This window comes from Kitasatospora sp. NPDC059088 (assembly GCF_042738155.1).
Taxonomy (GTDB): domain Bacteria; phylum Actinomycetota; class Actinomycetes; order Streptomycetales; family Streptomycetaceae; genus Kitasatospora.
Window position 1 is genome coordinate 25521 of record NZ_JBHYGR010000019.1, and the last position, 16071, is coordinate 41591.

General features: G+C 72.8%; 13 protein-coding genes. 11 read left to right on the forward strand and 2 right to left on the reverse strand.

Annotated elements, in window-relative coordinates; genetic code table 11:
• Positions 1–11: 11 nt before the first annotated feature.
• The gene (locus tag ACFWXO_RS11330) at positions 12–521 is read right to left on the reverse strand and encodes a hypothetical protein (RefSeq protein ID WP_380523311.1); all 510 of its coding nucleotides are present in this window, start codon (positions 519–521) and stop codon (positions 12–14) included.
• Between the two features lie 219 nt (positions 522–740).
• Between ACFWXO_RS11330 and ACFWXO_RS11335 the strand changes: the two genes are divergently transcribed.
• A complete protein-coding gene (locus ACFWXO_RS11335; protein ID WP_380523312.1) occupies positions 741–1118 on the forward strand; it encodes a hypothetical protein in 378 nt (125 codons plus the stop codon).
• A gap of 15 nt (positions 1119–1133) precedes the next feature.
• Here the strand turns inward: ACFWXO_RS11335 and ACFWXO_RS11340 are convergent, their stop codons facing one another.
• Positions 1134–3224 carry a molybdopterin-dependent oxidoreductase gene (locus ACFWXO_RS11340; RefSeq protein ID WP_380523313.1) on the reverse strand — a complete coding sequence of 697 codons (2091 nt, stop codon included), beginning with the start codon at positions 3222–3224 and terminating at the stop codon, positions 1134–1136.
• Between the two features lie 421 nt (positions 3225–3645).
• Between ACFWXO_RS11340 and ACFWXO_RS11345 the strand changes: the two genes are divergently transcribed.
• The 10 genes from ACFWXO_RS11345 (at position 3646) to ACFWXO_RS11390 (ending at position 16069) form a co-directional block, all read left to right on the forward strand.
• Entirely contained in the window at positions 3646–4959 is a 1314-nt protein-coding gene (locus ACFWXO_RS11345; protein ID WP_380523381.1) for a TrpB-like pyridoxal phosphate-dependent enzyme, read from the forward strand.
• Positions 4960–5023: 64 nt separating this feature from the next.
• The gene (locus ACFWXO_RS11350) at positions 5024–6070 is read left to right on the forward strand and encodes a BtrH N-terminal domain-containing protein (protein ID WP_380523314.1); all 1047 of its coding nucleotides are present in this window, start codon (positions 5024–5026) and stop codon (positions 6068–6070) included.
• A 34-nt stretch (positions 6071–6104) separates the two neighbouring features.
• Entirely contained in the window at positions 6105–6791 is a 687-nt protein-coding gene (locus tag ACFWXO_RS11355; RefSeq protein WP_380523315.1) for a class I SAM-dependent methyltransferase, read from the forward strand.
• On the forward strand, positions 6788–7462 hold the full coding sequence (locus ACFWXO_RS11360; protein WP_380523316.1) for a hypothetical protein: 675 nt from the start codon (positions 6788–6790) through the stop codon (positions 7460–7462). The genes ACFWXO_RS11355 and ACFWXO_RS11360 overlap by 4 nt, the downstream gene beginning before the upstream one ends.
• Positions 7462–8448, forward strand: a complete 987-nt coding sequence (locus ACFWXO_RS11365; protein ID WP_380523317.1) for a BtrH N-terminal domain-containing protein — start codon at positions 7462–7464, stop codon at positions 8446–8448. Before ACFWXO_RS11360 ends, ACFWXO_RS11365 begins: the two co-directional genes overlap by 1 nt.
• Positions 8445–9833 carry a phenylacetate--CoA ligase family protein gene (locus ACFWXO_RS11370; RefSeq protein WP_380523318.1) on the forward strand — a complete coding sequence of 463 codons (1389 nt, stop codon included), beginning with the start codon at positions 8445–8447 and terminating at the stop codon, positions 9831–9833. Before ACFWXO_RS11365 ends, ACFWXO_RS11370 begins: the two co-directional genes overlap by 4 nt.
• A complete protein-coding gene (locus tag ACFWXO_RS11375; protein WP_380398479.1) occupies positions 9830–10075 on the forward strand; it encodes a ferredoxin in 246 nt (81 codons plus the stop codon). The genes ACFWXO_RS11370 and ACFWXO_RS11375 overlap by 4 nt, the downstream gene beginning before the upstream one ends.
• 35 nt (positions 10076–10110) lie before the next feature.
• Positions 10111–11568: a hypothetical protein gene (locus ACFWXO_RS11380; RefSeq protein WP_380523319.1), complete on the forward strand. Its 1458-nt coding sequence runs from the start codon at positions 10111–10113 to the stop codon at positions 11566–11568.
• A gap of 11 nt (positions 11569–11579) precedes the next feature.
• Complete coding sequence (locus ACFWXO_RS11385; RefSeq protein ID WP_380523320.1) at positions 11580–13076, forward strand: 4-hydroxyphenylacetate 3-hydroxylase N-terminal domain-containing protein; 1497 nt, start codon at positions 11580–11582, stop codon at positions 13074–13076.
• Positions 13073–16069, forward strand: coding sequence for a flavin reductase (locus tag ACFWXO_RS11390; protein ID WP_380523321.1), 2997 nt, complete (start codon positions 13073–13075; stop codon positions 16067–16069). The genes ACFWXO_RS11385 and ACFWXO_RS11390 overlap by 4 nt, the downstream gene beginning before the upstream one ends.
• Positions 16070–16071: the final 2 nt, after the last annotated feature.

The window sequence follows — 16071 nt, forward strand, 5'->3', positions numbered from 1 at the left end:
CCGGCGGGGCGTCACTGCCAGGCGCGGTTGACCGCTTCGCGGGCCTGGCCCAGGTACTGCTGGTAGGTGCCGAGGTTCCAGGCCGCCCAGGAGGCCCAGCCCCGGCCGGTGCCGTCGTTGTCGATCCGGTAGGCCTTGCGGGCCGACCAACCCATGTCCTGCCAGTTCTCGGCGGTGACGATCTCGGGGTCGTGGTAGTGCACCTCGGGGTACCAGCGCTCGTTGATCTGCCAGGCCCCGAGGTCCTTGGTGCCCGGGTCGGGGTCGGTGGGCAGGTTGGTGTGGACGGCCAGGCGGTTGCAGCCGGACTCGGCCATGGCGATCGCGACGGCGTAGATCGCGTCGTCGTTGCGGCCCTCACCGGACCTGTCCTTCGCGAAGCCCGCCGCCTTCGCCTCCCGGGCGCAGGCGTCGATGCCGCTCTGGTCCCCGGCGGCGTGGGCGGTGAAGCCCGTCGAGCTGACGGTGAGCGCCAGGGCGACGGCCGAACCGGTCAGCAGTGCGCGAGTCTTGCGGAGCACGCGTGTTCTCCCTTCGACGGCGGCCCGGGATCGGGCCGGGTACGAGGAGGGACGCTAGGCGGCACCGGTAGACAAGCGATCAACGCGGAACGCCCGTACCGCAGGCCCCGTACGGCCGCCGCCCCGGCCACCGTGGCACCCCGTGGGCGCGCGGGAGCGGCCCGGATAGGGTGGAACGGCACGTCAGAGGGCCGGGAGCGGCCGGGAAGGGCCTGGGGCATGGGGAAGAAGAGCGAGCTGGACGACCTGCGGGCGCGGGTGGCCACGCTGGAGGCCGAGGTCGACCGGCTGCGGGGTGAGGCGGCGGCGGCCGGCCGGGCGCCGGCGGTGACCGCCGGGCAGCCCCAGTCGATGACCCGCATCGCGGACGCCGTCGGTGTGATGGTCTCCGGCGGCCGGGCGGATCAGCCGACCCGGGTCCTCCAGGCACGGACCGGCAGCCCGGAGCGCAGGACCGTAGCGGCCCCGCAGGCCCCGCAGGCCCCGGAGGCCCCGCAGGCCCCGGAGGCCCCGGAGGCCACCGAGCCTGCGGAGACCCGGAGCCTCCCGGTCCCCGCGCACGGCCAGTTCCTGGAGAGCCTGCTGTCGGGTCGTTAGGACAGTCGGCGGCACTCAGATGCCGAGCAGGCCCGCCAGCCTCCCGTGCTCCTCCGGGGTGAGCGGGCGCACCTGGCAGGTGCAGCCGCGCAGGTCGGAGGAGCCCATCTCGGCGTTCGAACCGGCGTCGGTGGTGAGGAGGTTGACGTTGGAGAGGCGCCAGGAGTCCGGGCCGTCGAGCTCGGGGTACCACCAGGAGGCGGAGACGCAGACGCTGTCGTCGCGCAGCCGGTCGGTGACCTTGACCCGGAAGTAGGCCGCCCGGTCGTGCCGGGTGACGGCGGCCCAGGCGCCGTCGGCGAGGCCCCGGTCGGCGGCGGCGCGCGGGGACAGCTCGGCCCGGGGGTGGGGCTCCTTCTCGCGGAGCTGGCCGACCTGGCGGAACTCCGAGTTGAAGTAGAAGGTCGAGTGGCGCGAGGTGAGGATCAGCGGGTGGTCCTCGTCCGGCTGCTCGCGGTCGGTCCACCCGGGCAGCGGGTCGTAGCCCATCATCCGCAGGCCGGGGTGGTGGAAGGTGAACTTGCCGGAGCGCGTCCTGAACCCCTCCTGTTCGTACTTGCGGTAGCGCAGGCCGGTGGCCCGGTACTGCTGGGCCTGGAGGGCCTTCCAGTCCATGCCGATCGGCGCGAGCCGTGCGTCCAGGGCGTCCTGGGCGCTGTCCCAGAACCCCTCCAGGCCCAGCCGGTGGGCGAGTTCGTTGAGGATGGCCTCGTCGGGCCTGCTCTCGCCGAGGGGGTCGACGACCCGGTTGCGGCTGGCCACGTAGTTGGCGTGCTCGACGATCTGGTCCCGCTCCGTCCAACTGGGCACCGGCAGCACGATGTCCGCGTAGCGCACCGTCGGCGTCAGGAAGAGGTCGGCGGCCACGATGAAGGGGACGGCGCGCAGGGCCGCCTCCACCTTCGCCGAGTCCGCGTAGCTGACCAGCAGGTTCGACCCGAAGATGAGCAGGCTGTTCACCGGGTACGGCTCGCCGGTGAGGCAGGCGTCGAAGACCGCCCCGGGGTGCGCCCAGCCGGACATGCCCAGGATGGAGTGCCCGGCGACGAGCCGGTCGCCGCCGGCGCCGTCCGGGAGCAGGTCGTAGCCGGGCATCGCGCGCCTGCCGATGATCCCCGGGGGTTCCCAGAGCACGTCGCCGCCGGGGACGTCGACGTTGCCGCACAGTCCGGAGAGCTGGACGAGCAGTCGCGCGGTGCCGAAGGAGTCCCGGCTCTGCTGCGCCCCGGTGCCCAGTTCGATGCCCGCGCTCGCCGCGGTGCCGTACGCCGTCGCGGCCCGGCGGATGAGGTCCGCCGGGACGCCGGTGATCCCGGCCGCCCGTTCCGGTGTCCACTCCCGGACGTGGGCGCGCAGTTCCTCGGCGCCGGTGGCGTACCGGGAGACGAACTCCCGGTCCTCCAGGCCCTGTTCGACGATCTCGTGGAGGAGTGCCAGGGCCAGGGCGGTGTCCGTCCCGGGCCGCAGTTGCAGGTGGAGTTCGGCGCGCCGGGCGACGGGGGTGCGGACCGGATCGACGACGATCAGTCTGGTCCCCCGGCTGACGGCGTCGAGCAGCCGGGTGCCGATGACGCCGTCCCCGTGCGTCGCGGGCTTGTTGCTCCCCCACAGCACGACGAGTTCCGGACCGCCCTCGTAGTCGACGAAGCTGAACGCGCCCATCGAGAGGATCCCGGCCATGACGCGCGGGTAGAAGCACACGTGGGCCGGCCCGATGACGTTCGGGGTGCCCAGCGCGTTCCCGAAGCGGAACAGCCACTCCTGGTAGTTGCGGTCGGTGCCCTGGGCGAGCACGATGCTGCGCGGCCCGGCGCCGGCGAGGTCGGCGCGGAGCCTGGCGGCGATGGTGTCGAGCGCCTCCTCCCAGTCGATCTCCTCGAACTCGCCGCTGCCCCGGCTGCCGACCCGCCGCAGCGGGCGGGTCAGCCGGTCGGGGTGGCGGGCGAGCGCGGGCGCCGCCCGGCCCTTCGCGCAGAGGAATCCGCGGTTGTTCGGATTCTCCGGGTCCCCGGCCACGGTGAACTCGTCACGGTTCCCGGGAATTAGCAGAACCCCGCACCCGCCGTGGCAGCTGCGGCAGATGGATCGGACGGCTTCGTTGGTCATTCGGTCGGCCCCCACGTCGAATTAGGGAGAAGCGACGGCGCCCGCTATCGCGAGATCTTGGAATTCACGATCTTGGAATGGTCGTGCACCCGTGGACCGCCGACGGTGTTTTCGACGGTGACCTGTCAAGTCGGGTCGGGCTGAATCAACGTCAACTGTACTGTCCGGAAGCCGACTTGGCAGTGGAGTTCACCGTCGTCGACCACCCTGCTTCCGGGCGTTATGCGGCTTTTCCACCGGATGTTCCACGGGCCGCACGCCCTTTTTGCCCACGTTTTCGAAGTCCTGCATGATCCTTGAAACAGGAATCTTGCGCCCCGTTCAAAGCTGGCCCTAGGATGCCGCCAGTAGGCACCATGCGAAGTCCTTTTTGGAGGGCGTCATGGCATCCTTATCCCCGAAGAATTCCCGGGTCGACTTCTTGCCGGGCGCCGTTCCCACGTCGGACAATCGGTCTGATTCGACTCTTCCCAAACGTTGGTACAACTTTCTCGGCGATCTTCCCGGACACCTGCCGGAAGTCCGCAACGAGGGCAATCCGAGCCCTGCCGAGATTGCCGCGAAGGTGCGCCCGAAGGCCATCCTGGAGCACGACCGGCCGGCCGCACCGTGGGTCCCGATCCCGCAGCCGGTGCAGGACTGGCTGCGGCACGTCGGCCGGCCCACCCCGCTGCACCGGGCCCGGCGCCTGGAGCAGCGGCTGGGCACCGGAGCGCGGATCTACCTCAAGCGCGAGGACGTACTGCCGACCGGCAGCTTCAAGCTCAACTCCGCCATCGCCCAGGCGTACTACGCCGCCGAGGAGGGGCGCCGGACCCTGGTCACCGAGACCGGGGCCGGCCAGTGGGGCATGAGCGTGGCGCTGGCGGCCGCCATGTTCGGCCTCGACGCGGAGGTCTTCATGGTGCGCTGCTCCCTGGAGCAGAAGCCCTACCGCCGGCACTACATGGAGCTCCTCGGCGCGAAGGTCCACCCCTCCCCCTCGCCGTTCACCCCGGTCGGACGCGAGCTGCTCGCCCGCGTCCCCGACCACCCGGGCAGCCTCGGCACCGCGATCAGCGACGCCATCCAGTACGCGCTCGGGAAGGAGTCGGCCGCCTACCTCTCCGGCAGCGGCACCCCGCACGTCTACCTGCACCAGACCCTGCTCGGGCTGGAGGTGCGGGCGCAGCTGGAGGAACTCGGCGAGGACCTCGGCGCCCCCGGGCGGGGCGACCACCTGGTCGCCTGCGCGGGCGGCGGCAGCAACCTCTGCGGCCTGATCGGGCCGTACCTGCGGGCCCGTACGGACGGCGCCGACCTGAGCTTCCTCGCGGCGGAGTCCACCGCGGCGCCGCGGCTCACCGCCGGGGTCTACCGGTACGGCCGCTCCGACGTGGCCGGCTTCACGCCCGAGGTGATGGGCTACTCGATGGGGATGGACTACATCCCCCCGGCCGTCCACGCCGCGGGCCTGCGCAACCACCACAGCTCCGCGATCGTCAGCCTGCTGCGGCACGAGGGCGTCCTGGACGCCGTCGCCTTCGGCGACCCCGAGTCCTTCGCCGCCGGGAGGCTGCTGCTGCAGACCGAGGGCATCCTGCTGGCGCCCGAGTCCAACCACGCGCTCGCCGCCGCCCTCGGTGTGGTGGCCGAGGCCGACGCGCGGCGGCAGCGGCCGGTCGTGGTGGTGCTCGCCAGCGGCTCGGGCCTGCTGGACCTGCAGAGCTACCACGACGTCGGCCGGCCGGCGTAGCACCCGCACCGGGGCGGCGCACGGGCGCGCCCCGCACCACTGGAACTCGTTGCTAGGGGGGGCAATGCGGTTGGCACTACAGGCGCGGCCCGGCGTGCACTGCGAGACGACGACGCTGGGGGCCATGCTGCGCCACGCCGGCGCCGACGTCTCGGAGCCGATGCTGTTCGGGCTCGGGCAGGGCATCGACTTCCAGTACTGGGAACCGCCGGCACCCGGGCTCACACCGATGCTCACCGGGCGCACCGGCGCCGGGGAGCTGGCGCGGAACGCCTGCGCCGCCCTCGGCGTGGAGCTGCGGGAGTCGCAGGAGGCGGACCAGGCCGCCGCCGAGCAGCGGGCCGCCGAGCTGCTGCGCGCCGGGTCCGTGGTCGGCGTGACGGTGGACATCTACTACCTCGACTACTTCACCTCCAAGAGCCACTTCGCCGCCCACTGCATCGCGCTGTACGGCCTCGACGACACCACGGCCTATGTCATCGACACCGAACAGCAGGGCGGGGCGAGGGAGTTGAGCGTCGAGTCGCTCCGGCTGGCGCGCGGCTCGACGGAGGGGTTCATGCCCTCGCCGAACCGGCAGCTGCACCTCGGCCCGCTGCCGGAGCGGCTGACCGCCAACCCGGAGCCGCTGCTGCTCGACCGGGCGTGGGGCGCGATGCGCGCGGCCGCGCGGACGGTGCTCGACGACCGGGGGCCCCGGTTCGGGATCGCCGGGCTGCGCCGGGCGGCGGCGGAGATCCCCGGCTGGCGGGACGCGCTGGCGTCCGACGTCGAGCTGGTGCCGGCCACCGGGCGGTTCTGGCGCTACGCCGGGACCGGCGGCACCAACTTCCGGGGCCTCTACCTGGACTTCCTCCGCGAGGTGCGGAGCCGCTCCGGGGAGGTCCGGCTCGACCCGGTGATCGGGGCCTTCGAGCAGCTCCGGCAGGACTGGGACGAGGTGATCGAGCTGCTGCTCGGCTACGGCGACGCCGGCAACGGCGCGGCGGGCGGACCGGAGCAACGGCAGCAGCAGCTGAACACGGTCGGGGCCCGGCTGGCCGCGATCGCCGACGCCGAGCAGGCCGCCTTCGGCCGGCTGCTCGACGTCACCACCGACATCGCGGGCTGAACGGCCCCGGGGGATCGCAGAAAGCGGGTCGACCATGGCTGGTGCGCGGGGCAGGGCCGCCGATCGCGTCCACGAGACCGAGGACGGTCTGCAGGGCGACGAGATCGCGGTGAAGTACGACGAGATGCAGCGTCACATCCGGGACCACGGCTGGCTCCAGGAGAAGGTGGACGACGTCCTCGGGGCCGGCATCCGCTCCGGGTCGGTGCTCGAACTCGGTTGCGGCCCAGGATACTTGGGGCTGGAATGGATGAAACAAACGGAAAGTCCGGGTAAACTCACCGGGGTCGACATCTCCGAGGCGATGCTCCGGCGGGCGCGTGCCAACGCCGCCGGTTACGGCCTCGCGGAGCGCTGCACCTACGACTGCGCGGACGTCCTGACCCTGCCCTACCGGGACGACTCCTTCGACCACGTGTTCAGTTCCGCCTCCCTCCACGAGTGGGCGGACCCGGTCCGCGCGCTGTCCGAGCTCCACCGGGTGCTGCGGCCCGGCGGCCACTACTGCGTTACCGACCTGCGCCGGGACGTCGACCGCGTCACCTTCCAGTTCATGAAGGCCAACATCGCGGCGGACATGCGGCCCGGGTTCCGTTCCTCGATCAACTCCTCGTACGTCAGGAGCGAGGTCGAGCAGCTGCTCCGGCAGGCCGGCCTCGTGGCCGAGGTGAAGGAAGTGCTGTTGGGGCTGGTCATCACCGGCAGGAAGGAAGCGTCGTGAACGCACTCGCAGGGAGCACGCCGAGACTCTCCACCACCTACGACGGACGCTTTCCCGGGCCCGCGGACTTCGACGCGGTCTGGGAGGCCGTCCTCGACGCCTCCGGCAGCTGGCAGGACGTCGACTGCGCCGAGCACCTGCGCGGCTGGTGCGGCCCCGGGACGGACCGCCTGGTCACCGGGCTGGCCGACGGACTCGCCCGGGTCAACCACATCGGGATCTACCTCGGCGACTACGAGCGCGACGACGCCGTCCTGGACTGGCACGCCCACCTGGTCGGACTCCGCGCGGCCGGGCGGATCGCCGAGGTCGAGACCGGCCCCTCGTACATCTCGCCGCGCCAGTACGGCACCCAGGGGTGGTGGAACTCCGTCGTGCTGCCCGACGGCCGCGCCATCGAGACCTTCGCCTGCAAGCACTACGGCAGCTGGCGGGAGCGCAGCACCGAGGAGCGCCGACTGCTGATGTCCCACCTCGCCGTCGAGGTCCGCGCCGAGGCCGACGTCCGGCGGACCCTCGACACCCTGGCGCGGGACGCGGCGCACCTGGAGGTGATCGCCTTCACCGAGGCCGACGAACTCGGCCACACCTACGGCCATCTGCGCAACAACGCCGACGGGACGGTGCTGGAAATCGTCCACCAGGCCCCGCGCGAGGGGAGAACCGCCTGATGGGGACCACCGCTCCCGCCCCCTACTCGGGCGACCACTGCGAGTCGACGGCCCTGGTCAACATGCTCCGCACCAAGGGCATCGAGCTCAGCGAGCCGCTGGTCTTCGGCCTGGGGCAGGGCCTCTCCTTCCTCTACTGGCACTCGAAGCAGATGCCCGGTCCCTTCCTCGGCGGCCGGGTCAAGCCCGACCACCTGATCCGCAACGCCGTCCGGGCGCTGGGCCTGGAACTCCACGAGCAGGAGACCACCTCCCGGGAGCGCGCGGAGGCCGGCCTGCTGGCCGCCCTCGACGCGGGCGAGGTGGTGGGGTTGAAGCTCGACCGCTTCCACCTCGACTACGCCGAGGAGAGCCACCACTTCGCCGCGCACTACGTGACCTGCGTCGGCTACGACGGGGACGCCTTCCTGCTCGCGGAGACGGCGCCGCTCGGCGTCCGGCGCACCTCCCGGCAGAGCCTGCGCGAGGCCCGCGCCGCCAAGGGGCCGATGAGCTCCCGCAACCTGGCCTTCCGCCTCGGCGCGGGCGACTTCGACCCGGCCGGGCTGCCGGAGGGCTGCCGCGGCGCGGTCCTGGCCACCGCCCGGGACTTCCTCGCCCCGCCGATCACCAACCTCGGCTTCAAGGGGATCGCCAAGACCGGCTCGCTGATGCGCAGGTGGTCCGAGCAGCTGGACGACCCGGTCGCGGCGGTGCGCCGGATCGGCGTCAGCATGGAGGACGGCGGCACCGGCGGCGGCTTCTTCCGGGCGCTCTGGGCCCGCTTCCTGGACGAGGCACACGGCCTGACCGGCATCGAGGCCTACCGCCTCGCCGCGGCCGACTACCGCCGGACGGCCGACCGCTGGACGGAGGTCGCCACCCTGCTGCGGAAGGCCGACGAGGCCTCCCTGCGGGGCTCGCTGGAGGAGGCGGCCGCGATCGTCGGCGAACTCGCCGGGCAGGAGCGCGCGGCCATGACCGCCCTGGAGGAGGCGTCCCGATGACGACCGCCACCACCACCGCCGGGCACGCGTCGACGGGCCGGCTGCGCGACCGGGTCGCCGCCCGCATCGCCATCGCCCGGCGGGTCGCCGAGGTGAGCGCGCTGGACCGGCCGGGGCTCGACGACTGGGCCCGGCAGGCCCTCGCCCGCGCCGTGCGGCACGCGTGCGCCAACTCGCCCTTCTACGCCGCCCACGTGCCCGGGGAGGTCGCCGAGGCCGCCGCGGCGGGCCGGCCCGGGGCGTTCCGGCGCCTGCCCTTCACCACCCGCGAGCACCTCAAGGCCGGGTACCCGCTCGGGCTGCTGGCGGTACCGAAGCGGGAGGTCATCCGCTTCGACGAGAGCTCCGGGACCGGCGACGGCCGCTCGATCGGCGCGTTCTTCACCGTCGAGGACTGGCTGGAGAACAACCTGACCGTCGCGGGCCTGCTCGCCGCGGTGGTCGACGCACGGGACGTGGTGGCCGTCGCCGTCCCGTACGAGCTGGCCGGCGTGGGCCAGGACCTGGACCGGGCGTTCGAGATCCTGGGCTGCACGATCGTCCCGCTCGGCGCGGCCTCCCCCGGCTGCCCGCCCGAACGGATGGTCCGGGCGCTGCGCAACGCGGGCGCCACCACCCTGGTGTGCTCCGGGACGAGGGCGCTGTTCCTGGGCGAGACCGCCCGGCGGGCCGGCCTCGACCCCCGCCGGGACCTCGCCGTCACCCGGATCCTGATGGCGGGCGAGGGGTCGTCCCCGGCCAAGAAGCAGCGACTGCACGACCTCTGGGGCGCGACCGCCTACTCGATGTTCGGCATGACCGAGACCAACACCCTGGCGATGTTCTGCGCGCTCGGCGACCTGCACCTGGTGGAGACCCGGAGCTACTTCGAGGTCGTCGACCCGGCGTCGGGCGCACCGCTGCCGGACGGCTCCGTCGGCGAGCTCGCGGTGACCACCCTGGCGAGCCGGGCCATGCCGCTGCTGCGCTACCGGACCGGCGACACCTGCCTGATCGAGGCGGCGCCCTGCGCCTGCGGCTCCCCGCTGCGGCGGCTGCGGCACCGGGGTCGGATGGGCGACCGGATCCGGGTCGGCACCCGCTGGACCTCCCAGCTGGAGGTCGAGGACATCGTCCTCGGGGCGATGACCGCCGCCCCCTACTACTTCGCCTTCGACGTCGACGGCGACGCACTGGAGATCGCCCTGCCGCCGTCCTCCGGCGACGACGCCACCCGCGCCCTGATCGCCGACCGCGCCCGGGAGCGGCTGGGCGCCCCGACCCGCTTCCGCGCCCTGGACGTCGCCCGCTTCGAGCAGGCGCTGCGGACCTCGGCGAAGCCGACCATGCGGAACTTCACCGCGCCGCACGGCCGGCCCGGGGGCGAGGGGGGCGGCGGGACGTGACCGAGCTGCCGCTGCCGACCGGGCTGCCGCTGGACGGGAGGTTCACCATCGACGAGACCTGCATCGACTGCCGGCTCTGCCAGGACCTCGCGCCCGAGAACTTCGAGGGCGACCTCGACAACGACGTGCACTACGTCAGCAAACAGCCGGAGACGGACCGCGAACTCGACTGCGTGCTGGACGCCGTGGACTCCTGTCCGACCGACTCCATTCGATACGTGGCGACGACCACCGGGGGATGATGTGAATGTCAAGGCCGGATCCGCAGGGCTCCCCCGTGGCAGAGGCTGAACCCGCCAGGGGCGGTCCGAGGACGACCGCGCTCGGCCCGGTGGCCGAGAGCTACGACCAGCTCCACCGCATCGACCTGCTGGCCCGGGCCAGGGCCGGCGGCGGGGTGGCGCCCGCCTCGTACGAGTCGCTGGTGCGCGCCGTCTTCCAGGCCGCCGAGGTGTCCCTGCGCAACCTGAGCCGGCTCGCCGAGCGCACCCGGGCCGGCACGCTGGCGGGCGAGCTCGGCGACACCGCGCGGTTCAGCCGCTGGAGCATCGGCTTCCACCGGCTGCTGCGCCACCTCGGCACCGCGCTGTTCGACGCCCGCAGCGTCTTCGGGCAGGGCGACCTCGCCGGGACCTCCGAGATCGGCCTCGCCGAGTCCGCCGGGTACCGGGCGTACGTCGAGGCGGTGCGGGACCTGGAGCAGGCCGTACGGACGGCCCTGCTGGAGCGCGACCAGAAGGCGGTCCGCTCGACCATCGCCACCCGGAGCATCGACGACCCGCTGTACTCCTTCCTGCACGACCTGCGCACCGGCAGCCACGACGCGACGAAGTGGGAGAGCGACCTCTCCGGCGTGCGGGTGCGCAAGCCCGTCGGACAGACCCTGGACGAGTTCACCCGGGCCGCCCTGCTCGCCGAGGCCGTGGCCGCCACCGAACTCCACGGCGCCACCCTGCACGGCGAGTTCGTCGCCCTCCACCAGATCCCGGAGCTGCTCTGCGCCGAGGCCAACGACCACCTGGAGGCCGCCGTCCGGGCGCTGCGCGCCGCCGACCTGAGCCGCGCCGTGGAGCACCTCGCGGCCTGCCGGGCACTGCTGGTGCCGGTCGTCGAGGCGCAGCGGGTGATGGCCGAACTGCTGGCCACCGGCGAGTACCACGGCTTCCGGGAGAACCTCGGTCCGGCCAGCGGCACCCACTCGCTGGCGATCAAGCAGCACATGTTCCGGGACCTCTTCAAGTGCTTCTGGGGGGACCTGGAGAGCTGGCTGCTCTCCTTCCACCAGGGCTCGCTGAGCGACGCCGTCCGGTCGGTCGACGAGGGGCGGCACAAGGATCCGGAGCTGTGGCTGCGGCACTCCGTGATCGACCACGCCTTCCGGCTGCACTTCGTCCACCAGCAGTGGCGGCACGAGCACCTGCACATGCCGCGGAACTGCCTGGGCAGCGGCGGCACCAAGTCGATGATCGGGATCCCGGACGGGCCGCAGGCGGTCTACAAGATGCGGGACGCGGCGAACGCCCAGCGGTCGCTGGTGGCGATCCACGCGGCGCGCGGCGTGCGGCTGTCGAACTCCGTCCCGGACTCCCCGCTCAACCGGCTGGTGGCCGGCCCGGCCTCGGTCGACGCCGAGCTGATGCGACTGGTGGGCGAGGCCACCCGGGAGTACTTCCCGGACGTCCAGGAGCAGAGCTACAAGCCGTTCCATTCCGGCGCGGCCGAGCGCAAGCCGTAGGAGAGAGGGCAGTGACGACTACTCAGTCCGCGGCAGCCGACGGGGCCGCGTCCACCCCAGGGGTCGAGCTCCTGCCCGGGTCCCCCGGCGGGGCCTGGCGGGGGCAGGACTTCATCCGCAGCATCGACGACGGTCGCGAGGTCTGGTCCGACGGCCGGCGGGTCGACGTGGTCGGGGATCCGAGGTTCCGGCCGATGCTGGACTCGCTCGCCGCGCTGTACGACCTCCAGCACGCGCCGGAGCACTCCGCGGAGATGCTCTGGCGGTCGGACCTCTCGGGGCGGCCGGTCAGCCTGTCCTACCTGGCGCCGAGGACCCGGGAGGAGCTCGACCGGAAGTGGCGCAACTCGCGCCGGTGGGCCGAGGCCTCCCACGGGCAGTTGTCCCGGCTGCCGGACTTCATGGCGAACGTGGTGGTGGGCCTCTACCACTTCCGTTCCCAACTCGCCCAGGTGGACCCGGAGTTCGGCCGTAATGCCGAGCGCTACTACCACTGGTGCCGGGAGAACGACATCGCGCTCACCCACGGCCTGGGGGACCCGCAGATCGACCGCTCGTCGACCCCGAGGGAGCGCCCGGAGATCGGGCTGCGGGTGGTCAAGCGCGACGCGGACGGCATCGTGGTGCGCGGCGCCAAGCAGATCGCCACCCTGGCCCCGTACGCCCACGAGGTACTGATCTACCTCTCCCCCGCCAACTACCTGCGTGAGGACCCGAGTTACGTCTGCTGGTTCGGCATCCCGCTGGCCACCCCGGGGCTGCGGATCCTGTGTCGCAGGTCGTACGCCGAGGGCTCCGGCGGCCTCGCCGCCCGGCTGGACGAGCAGGACGCCATGCTGGTGTTCGACGACGTGTTCGTCCCCCGGTCGCGGGTGTTCCTGCTCGACGACGCCGGTGTGGCGGCCCGCGGGTTCCACGAGCTCAACCGGTGGTCGCTCTACACCGGCCAACTGCGGTTCCACCAGCGGCTGCGGACCCTGCTCGGCACCGCCTCGCTGCTGGCGCGCTCGATCGGCGTCGACCGCTTCCGCGAAGTGGGCGCCATGCTGGGCGAGTTGACCTCCTACGTCGAGCTGGTGCGACTGGGACTGGCCGCCGTGGACGCCGAGAGCGCGGTCACCTCCTCCGGCCTGCTCGCCCCCGGCTCCACGGCCGCGCTCGACGCCGTCGCGGGGGACTTCTCCACCCGGGCGTCGGCGATCGTGCGGCAGATCGGCGCCTCGGGACTGATCATGCAGCCCTTCGAGGGCGATCTGGCGGCCCCCGAACTGCGCGGCGCGCTGGACACGTACATGGGCGGGCGGGACATCGGCCCGGACGAGAAGTCCCGGATCTTCCGGCTCGCCGCCGACCTGGTCATCGACCGCTTCGGCACCCGCCAGGAGCTCTACGAGTCCTGGAACCGCGGCGACCCGGCCCGGGTCCGCGCGGTGCTCCACTCCACCTACCCGGACCTCGCGGCCTGCGAGGGCCAGGTCCGCGACCTGATCGAACGGGGGCGGCAGTGAGTCCTGACAGCATCGTCCTTGAGGGCGTCACGACCCACAACCTCAAGTCGGTCGACGTCCGCCTCCCCAAGGGGAAGCTCATCGTCGCCGCCGGCGTCTCGGGGTCGGGCAAGTCCTCGCTCATCATGGACACCCTCTTCGAGCACTCGAAGTCGCTCTACCTGGGCGCCCTGTCGAGCAAGTCCCTGGACCTGGGGGACGGTGACTACCAGTTCGACCGGATCGCCGGGACCCAGCCGCCGGTGGCGCTGCGCCAGCGCGACGGCGGCCACTCCAACCCGCGCTCGACGGTCGGGACGCTGACCGGCCTGGACGGGCTGTACCGGCTGCTGTTCGGCGCCGGCTCCAGGCCCGTCTGCCCGGTCTGCTTCGGCCCGACCGGCCCGGACCTGCGCTGCGGGACCTGCGGCTGCTTCGCCGAACCGCACTCCGCGAAGCACTTCAGCGCCAACCGGCGCGAAGGAAAGTGCCTGCGCTGCGACGGGGTCGGCGAGCTGATCGGGTTCTCGCTGGAGCGGATCGTCCCCGACCCCTCGAAGACGCTCACCGAGATCTGGGACGGCGCCGACCCGGGGACCTTCGCGATCCCCAATGTGCGCAAGGCCTTCGAGACGATGGCCGCGGACATCGGCCTGGACCTCGACACGCCCTTCGCCGAGCTCAAGCCGGAGCAGGTCGAGCGGGTGCTGCACGGCTCGGACACCGTCTACACCATCAAGATCCGCAAGGTCACCAACGACGTCCGCTTCGAGGGCATCCTCGGCTTCGCCGAGCGCGCCTACAAGAACGCCTCGACCGCGGCCCGGCGGGGCGCCTTCTCCAACTACCTGGCGAAGGAGACCTGTCCCGACTGCGGCGGCGGGCGGCTGCGGCCCGAGTCGCTCCGGGCGACCGTGGCCGGCCACACCTTCCACGCCTTCCAGAGCGACGAACTCGGCGACTCCGTCGTCCGGTTGCGCGAGGCGCTGGCCTCCGGCGCCCTGCCCCCGCAGGTCCGCGAACTCGCCGCGTCGATCATCCGGCAGAGCGAGAACATCGAGGAGGTCGGCCTGGGCCACCTCCAGCTGCGGCGGCCGGTGCCCACCCTCTCCGGCGGCGAGCTCCAGCGGCTGCTGCTCGCCCAGCACCTCGCCAGCGACCTCACCGGCGTCATGTACGTCCTGGACGAGCCGACCGCCGGACTGCACGAGAGCGAGACCGGCCGGATCATCGCCTCGCTGCGCCGGCTGCGGGACCTCGGGAACACCGTCATCGTCATCGAGCACGACGAATCGGTGATCCGGGCCGCGGACTGGATCGTCGAACTCGGCCCGGGCGCCGGTTCCCGGGGCGGGCAGGTCGTGGTCGAGGGCCCCTTCACGGAGGTGCTCCGCACCGAGGGCTCGCCGACGGCCGCCGCGCTGCTGTCGGACCCGCCCACCCGGCGCCGGGTCGACACCGCCGGCACCCCGTGGCTGGAGGTGCGCGACATCTCCCGCAACAACGTCCGCAACCAGGCCGTCCGACTGCCGCTCACCGCGCTGACCTGCGTCTCCGGGGTGTCCGGCGCTGGGAAGAGCTCGCTGGTCGCGGGCCTGCACGACAGCGTCGCCCGGGCCGTCGCCCGGGGCGCGGACGGCGCCGTGGTCACCGGGGCCGGCGCCCTGACCGACGTCATCCACGTCGAGCAGCGGGCCATCGGACGCTCCAGCCGGAGCACCCTCGCCACCTACATCGGCATCGGCGACCACCTCCGGGACGCCTTCGCCGCCAGCCCGGACGCGGTCGAACTCGGCCTCGGACGGGCGGAGTTCAGCACCAACGTGGCCGGCGGCCGGTGCGAGGCCTGCAAGGGCCTGGGGCTCGCCGAGATCGACCTGACCCTCTTCAAGAGCGAGTCCGTGGTCTGCCCCGAGTGCGACGGCCGGAAGTTCCAGGAGCACGTCCTCGCCGTCCGGCTCAACGGCGCCACCATCCACGACGTCCTCGCCATGACCGTCGAGGACGCCGTCGGCTGGTTCGACCCCCAGGCCCACGCCAAGATCGTCCGGGCCCTCACCGTCCTCGCCGAGTTCGGGCTCGGCTACCTCCAGCTGGGGTGCGCGACGACCGTGCTCTCCGGCGGCGAGGCCCAGCGGCTGAACCTCGCCGGCGAGCTGCTCAAGCAGCGCCGCAGCGGCACCCTCTTCATCTTCGACGAACCGACCCGCGGCCTGCACCCCGCGGACATCCGGCACCTGCTGGCCCTGTTCGACCGGCTCATCTCCACCGGCAACACCGTCATCGCGATCGAGCACAACCTGCGCGTGCTGGCGATCTCCGACTGGGTGGTCGACCTCGGACCGGGCTCCGGCGCCGAGGGCGGGCAGGTCATCCACTGCGGGCCCCCGGAGGCGCTCGCCGAACACCCGGACAGCGTCACCGGCCGCCACCTGCGCGGGCGTTCCGAGCCGACCGCGCCCGTCCCGGTGGAGCCCGGCGGCCCCCGGGACCTCGCCGCCCTCGCCGAGCTGCTGCCGCGGTCCGTCGCGGTGGTCGCCGGCACCCGCCACCACCCCGGGCAGGACGGCCCGACCCCGTACGGACTCGCGATCGGCTCGCTGACCGTCGTCTCCGGCGAACTCGCCCTGCTCGGCTTCGTGGTGGCGTCCGGGAGTTCGAGCTGGTCCGCGCTCGCGGACGGGCGGCCGTTCTGCCTCAACGTGCTCGCCGACGACCAGCGCGAGCTGGGCACCAGGTTCTCCCGGACCAGGCCGGACCTCCGCTTCACCGCGCTGCCGTGGGCCCCGACGTCCAGCGGCAGCCCGCACCTCGCGGGCGCCTACGCCGTCCTCGAATGCCGGCTGGAGGGCACCTACCGGATGGGCGACCACGACCTCGTGCTGGCCAAGTGCCTCGGCGTCGACGTCAACCCCGCGGCCGGGTGCGCGCCGCTGCTGCGCACGGACCGGCCCGGCGGCGCGCTCCAGGACTACGGGTGGCGGACGCCGGACGACCAGGGCACGGGGGTGTGACC